This is a genomic window from Alterinioella sp. (assembly GCF_058343375.1).
Map to the genome: position 1 here is coordinate 24812 of NZ_JBTUJH010000073.1, position 6012 is coordinate 30823.

At 62.6% G+C, this 6012-nt stretch carries 4 protein-coding genes; all 4 read left to right on the plus strand.

Translation table 11 applies throughout. The annotated features are described in order from the left end of the window. Positions 1-238 precede the first annotated feature (238 nt). The 4 genes from ftsZ (at position 239) to recN (ending at position 5854) form a co-directional block, all read left to right on the plus strand. Positions 239-1783, plus strand: coding sequence for a cell division protein FtsZ (gene ftsZ, locus ACW8PS_RS10680; RefSeq protein WP_491527384.1), 1545 nt, complete (start codon positions 239-241; stop codon positions 1781-1783). 385 nt (positions 1784-2168) lie between these two features. After that, positions 2169-3092: a UDP-3-O-acyl-N-acetylglucosamine deacetylase gene (gene lpxC, locus ACW8PS_RS10685; protein ID WP_491527385.1), complete on the plus strand. Its 924-nt coding sequence runs from the start codon at positions 2169-2171 to the stop codon at positions 3090-3092. A gap of 112 nt (positions 3093-3204) precedes the next feature. Continuing rightward, a complete protein-coding gene (locus ACW8PS_RS10690) occupies positions 3205-4062 on the plus strand; it encodes an outer membrane protein assembly factor BamD (RefSeq protein WP_491527386.1) in 858 nt (285 codons plus the stop codon). Positions 4063-4186: 124 nt separating this feature from the next. Continuing rightward, a complete protein-coding gene (gene recN, locus ACW8PS_RS10695) occupies positions 4187-5854 on the plus strand; it encodes a DNA repair protein RecN (RefSeq protein WP_491527387.1) in 1668 nt (555 codons plus the stop codon). Positions 5855-6012 lie beyond the last annotated feature (158 nt).

The window sequence follows — 6012 nt, forward strand, 5'->3', positions numbered from 1 at the left end:
AGAGCCTGTCTGCCCTCGCATCCATGGTGCGGGGTGGGTCGCGTTACGCTATATGCAGGGGGGACCGGCAAAATCCCGCCGCTTTGCCTTGTTTTCGCCCCACATTTCGACGTTTTCCGCCAATTTTCGCGTGACCTGCGCGGGTTAACACGGTAGCATCGCCTCCAATAAATGGCAGAAACCGGCGATCCGACGCCAAGATCGGACCCAGATCGAAACACTACAGGCGGACAAATCTATGACACTGAATCTTACGATGGCTGACCAGCCGGACCTGAAGCCCCGTATCACAGTCTTCGGTGTCGGTGGTGCCGGCGGTAATGCGGTCAATAACATGATCGACCAGGAATTGGACGGCTGCGAATTTGTGGTTGCCAATACCGACGCGCAGGCGCTGCAACAATCCAAATCGCAGTCCCGTATCCAGATGGGCGCCAAAGTGACCGAAGGGCTCGGCGCGGGCGCGCGCCCTGCCGTTGGGGCCTCGGCTGCGGAAGAAAGCATCGAAACCATCGTCGACCATCTGGTTGGCGCGCATATGTGTTTCATCACCGCCGGTATGGGCGGCGGCACCGGCACGGGCGCGGCCCCGATCATTGCGCAGGCGGCGCGTGAACTGGGTGTGCTGACCGTGGGTGTCGTAACAAAACCCTTCCAGTTTGAAGGCGCAAAACGGATGCGTCAGGCCGATGATGGCATCGAAGCGCTGCAAAAGGTCGTCGATACGCTGATCATCATCCCGAACCAGAACCTGTTCCGGCTGGCCAATGAAAAAACCACCTTTACCGAGGCCTTCGCGCTGGCCGATGATGTGCTGTATCAGGGCGTCAAGGGTGTGACGGACCTTATGGTGCGCCCCGGCCTGATCAATCTCGATTTCGCCGATGTGCGCGCCGTGATGAACGAGATGGGCAAGGCGATGATGGGCACCGGCGAAGGCGATGGCGAAGACCGCGCCGTGCAGGCCGCCGAACGCGCCATTGCCAATCCGCTGCTGGACGAGATCAGCCTGAAAGGTGCCAAGGGCGTGTTGATCAACATCACCGGCGGCTATGATCTGACCCTGTTCGAACTGGATGAAGCCGCCAACCGCATCCGCGAAGAAGTGGACCCGGAGGCCAATATCATCGTCGGATCGACCCTCGATACCGCGATGGAAGGGCGCATGCGCGTGTCCGTCGTGGCCACCGGCATTGACGCCGCCGACATGATGCAGGACATGCCCGCGCCGGTGCGCCGGGCAATGACCGACGCACCAGCCGCCGCCGCCGAGCCGGCCAGCGCAGCCGCGCCCGAGCCGAGCCTGTTCAACGAGATGGATCCCGAAACCGCGCATGAGCAGGCCGAGGATCTGTTCGAGGAGGACGGCATCCCGGCCCCGGCCTATCAGCCGCAGGCCGAACCGGCTTTCAGCACGGCTCCTGCTTCCGCACCGCAAGCCGCCGCCGAACCGGAAGCGTCTGAGTATATGGCCCCGCGCTCGCGTCTTGGATCGCCGTCGCCGGAAACCCTGACACGGCTTAAAAATGCCATCGCGCGTGACAATCCGCAGCGGGCCGCCGACGCCGCGCCGCAGCCTGCCGCCGAGGATCAAGGCACCCGCAAACCCTTTGGAATCAATTCGCTGATAAACCGTATGACAGGCCATTCCGAGGAAGCGCCGGCCGCGCAACCGCGCCGCCAGCCCGCCATGTCGGCCCCGGCACCGGCAGAGGATGTCGCCGTCGACCCCGAACAGGAGCGGATTGAAATCCCCGCCTTCCTGCGCCGCCAGGCCAACTGAAGATCCGAGATCAACGCACGGGAACGACCAGCCCAAGCGCTGGTCGTTTTCTTTTGGGATCAGGGCGTTGCGGGGATACCTGTTGCATAAAGCACGTCTCGGAAAACCTGAATCCCTTAACGCTGCCTGAAATCAAGGATTTCAACGCGTCACGCGATGCACCCTGTCTCGGCTATTGCGAGAAGTTCTATAGTGGCAAGAATTTGCCGACAGTTTTCCGCTTTGTTGCAGCACGTCACAAAGGTTGAATTGTGATTACAGCCCGAGGCGGGTAGGCATCTCCAGTGGTGTTTGCGGAAACAGATCGCAGGCGCGCTGCTGAACAGGACAGGCCAATCAGGGCCAATACCCGTTCAGTGACAGGAAACAAGCTCAGGGGTGCCACGTGCAGGCAACACTCAGATCCGCCGTTCAGTTCACCGGAATAGGCCTTCATTCCGGGCGTCCTGTGCGCATGGTCATCCAGCCTGCGGCCGCGTCTTTCGGGATATGGTTTCGCCGCAGCGATGTGGGCAATGCCGACAATCTGATCGCGGCGCGCTATGACAGGGTGCCGCCAAGCCAGCTCTGCACCAAGCTGCGCAATGAGTCCGGTGTTGAAGTGTCGACCGTCGAACATGTGATGGCGGCGCTTTCGGGCTGTGGCATCCATAACGCGATGATCCAGATCGACGGGCCGGAAGTGCCGATCATGGATGGCTCGGCGGCGCATTTCGTGCGCGGCATTCTGGCGCGCGGCGTGCAGGATCAGGGTGAGCCGATCTTTGCCATCGAAGTGCTGAAACCGGTGACGGTGCGGGCCGGCGATGCAGTCGCGACGCTGCGGCCTTCGACCGGTCTGAAAATGCGCTTTGCCATTGAATTTACCGATAGCGCCATTGGCTACCAGATGCGCGAGATGGACCTGGCCAACGGGCGTTTCGTGCGCGAACTGTGCGACAGCCGCACTTTTTGTCTTCAATCCGATGTCGAGGCCATGCAGGCCAATGGTCTGGCGCTTGGCGGCGTGCCCGGCGAAAATGCCGTGGTCGTGGATGGCGATGTCGTCACCAGCCCCGGCGGATTGCGCCACGCCGATGAACCGGTGCGCCATAAAATGCTGGACGCGCTTGGCGATCTGGCGCTGGCGGGCGCGCCGCTCTTGGCCGAATATGAAGGCCACCGCGCCGGTCATATGCTGACCAACCAGCTATTGCGCACGCTTTTCGCGACGCCGGAGGCCTGGCAGTCGGTGGAATGCAACGCGCAGCAACGGGCGCGTCTGCCCGGGGTCGATCTGCACCCCGAAGACCTGGCTGCAGTTGCCTAAGCGCAAAAGGCATCAATTCAGGCGTTTTGCCCTCAGAATTAATGTGCTAGGACCGATATCAGACAGGGCGGGCGTGAAAGCCTGCCGCATTTGACGCATGGGGTTGCAGGCGATGGCACGCGGGCTTGGATTGCTGAGATCGGGGGGGAAGACGGGCCTTGCACTGGCCCTCATTCTGACGCTGTCGGCTTGCGCGGCCGCGCGCGAGCGTAATCGCGAGGTGGCGCTGGAACAGCTTGGCCCGCAAACAATCTTTGAACGCGCCGAGGCTGAGCTTGAGGCCGGACAGCCCGATGATGCGGCAGCCCTCTTTATCGAGGTCGAACGCCTCTACCCCTATTCGGAATGGGCGCAGCGGTCGCTGATCATGGCAACCTTTGCCTATCATACGGACCGGGACTATGAAAATTCGCGCGCCTCGGCGCAGCGCTATCTCGATTTCTACCCGGCCTCCGAGGATGCGGCCTATGCGCAATATCTTCTGGCACTCAGCTATTATGACCAGATCGACCAGGTCGGTCGTGATCAGGGCCTGACCTTCCAGGCGCTGCAAGCGCTGCGCGTGGTGATCGAACGCTACCCCGACAGCGAATATGCCGCCTCTGCGATTCTCAAATTTGATCTGGCCTTTGACCATCTGGCCGGAAAAGAGATGGAGATCGGGCGCTATTACCTGCGTCGTCAGAATTACACCGCCGCGATCAACCGGTTCCGCGTCGTGGTCGAACAGTTCCAGACCACCAGCCAAACCCCCGAGGCATTGCTGCGGCTGGTCGAATCATATCTGGCGCTTGGCCTGACCACTGAGGCACAGACCGCAGCCGCCATTTTGGGATACAACTTCCAGGGCTCGCCCTTCTATGATGATGCCTTCCGTATTCTGAACAATCAGAATCTGGCACCGGAAGCCGCCGGTGAAAGCTGGCTCAGAGAGATCTGGCAGCAAACCGTGCGTGGGGAATGGCTCTAAGGCGTTTCGGGTCTTACCTGAGACAAAATCCATCGCAATGCGCGTTCGGGCATTGGCGACAGGCAGTGTATCGCGATTCGAGTTCAACCCGAATCGCTATAGGGGCCAATCAGGGGGCAGGGGGATGCTGCGCAGCCTCGAAATCCGGGACATGCTGATCATCGACCGGCTGGAACTTGCGTTTCAGCCGGGTCTGAATGTGCTGACCGGCGAAACCGGTGCGGGCAAGTCGATCCTGCTCGATTCGCTCGGCTTTGTGCTTGGCTGGCGTGGCCGGGCCGATCTGGTGCGTGCAGGGGCCGCGCAGGGCGAGGTAGAGGCCGTGTTTGACCTGCCCGAGGGCCACAGCGCGCATGCCGTTCTGGCCGAGGCCGGCCTGCCCGGCGGGGATGAATTGATTCTGCGCCGCGTCAACAGGTCTGACGGTCGCAAGACGGCCTGGGTCAATAACCGCCGCGCCTCGGGCGAGGTGCTGCGCCAGCTTTCTGAAACGCTGGTAGAGCTGCATGGCCAGCAAGATGACCGGGGGTTGCTGGATCCGCGCGGGCACCGGGCGATGCTGGATGATTTCGGCCAATTGGGCAGCTTGCGCGGCATCGTCGCGGGCCGGTGGCGGGCGCAGTCGCGCGCGAGAACAGCGTTGCAGGCGGCCCAGGATCAACTGGCCGAGATGCGCGCCGAAGAGGATTTCCTGCGCCACGCGGTGGCCGAGCTGGACGCGCTGGCACCTGAACCGGGCGAGGAAGCAGCCCTCGATACCCGCCGCCGTCTGATGCAGGGGGCTGAAAAGATGCGTGCCGATCTGGCCCGCGCGATTGACGCTTTGGGCGGGCAGGGGGCGGAAGGGTCCATGGGGGATGCGCTCAGGTGGTTCGACGGGCTGACCGATCGCGCCGAGGGCGCGTTGGACGCGCCGATGGCGGCACTGGAACGCGCGATGGTCGAACTGGGCGAGGCGCAATCGGGGGCCGAACGCTTTGCCGATGCGCTCAGCTTCAACCAAAGCGAGCTGGAAGAGACCGAAGAACGCCTCTTTGCCCTGCGCGCTCTGGCCCGAAAACATGGCGTGGCCCCGGATGATCTGGGAGATTTCGCGCAATCGCTGCGGGCGCGTCTGGAGGCGCTCGATGGATCGCAAGCACAGCTTGGCGACCTCAATGCCACGCTTGAACGGGCTGAAAAGGAGTATAGGTCGGCGGCCGCGGATCTGACGGAAGCCCGTGCCAAGGCGGCGGCGCGGCTGGATCGGGGCATCATGGCGGAACTGGCACCGCTCAAGATGGAACGGGCCGTTTTCACCACCCGGATCACTGCCGACGCGCCGGGCCCGAACGGGGGTGATGCCGTGACCTTTACCGTGGCCACCAACCCGGGCGCGCCGCCCGGGCCGCTCAACCGCATCGCATCGGGCGGAGAATTGTCGCGGTTCCTGCTGGCGATGAAGGTCTGCCTGAGCGCGCGGGCCACCGGGCTGACAATGATCTTTGACGAAATCGACCGCGGTGTCGGTGGAGCCACGGCGGATGCTGTCGGGCGGCGTCTGTCGGCGCTGGCCGAGGGCGGGCAGGTTCTGGTCGTCACACATTCGCCGCAGGTTGCAGCGCTTGGGGCGCATCACTGGCGGGTCGAAAAACAGGTGCGGGGCGAGGTGACGCTGAGCACTGTGGTGGCACTTGATGCGCCCGCCCGCATCGACGAACTGGCCCGGATGCTGGCAGGCGACACCGTGACCGAGGCGGCCCGTGATGCGGCCCGGGCGCTTCTGCAGCCGTCATCGGGTGCCGCGCCTTAGGGTCAGGACCCATTAATCCTGCATCACTGGTTTGACAGATTTTTTCTCTGACAAGGCGCAGGGCGCATGTAAATCTGGTTGATTTTCAAAGCCCTGTAACGCTGTCAGTGGGAAAATCCGTCAAATCCAAGGGACGCTGATTTGCCTTCATCTCAGCG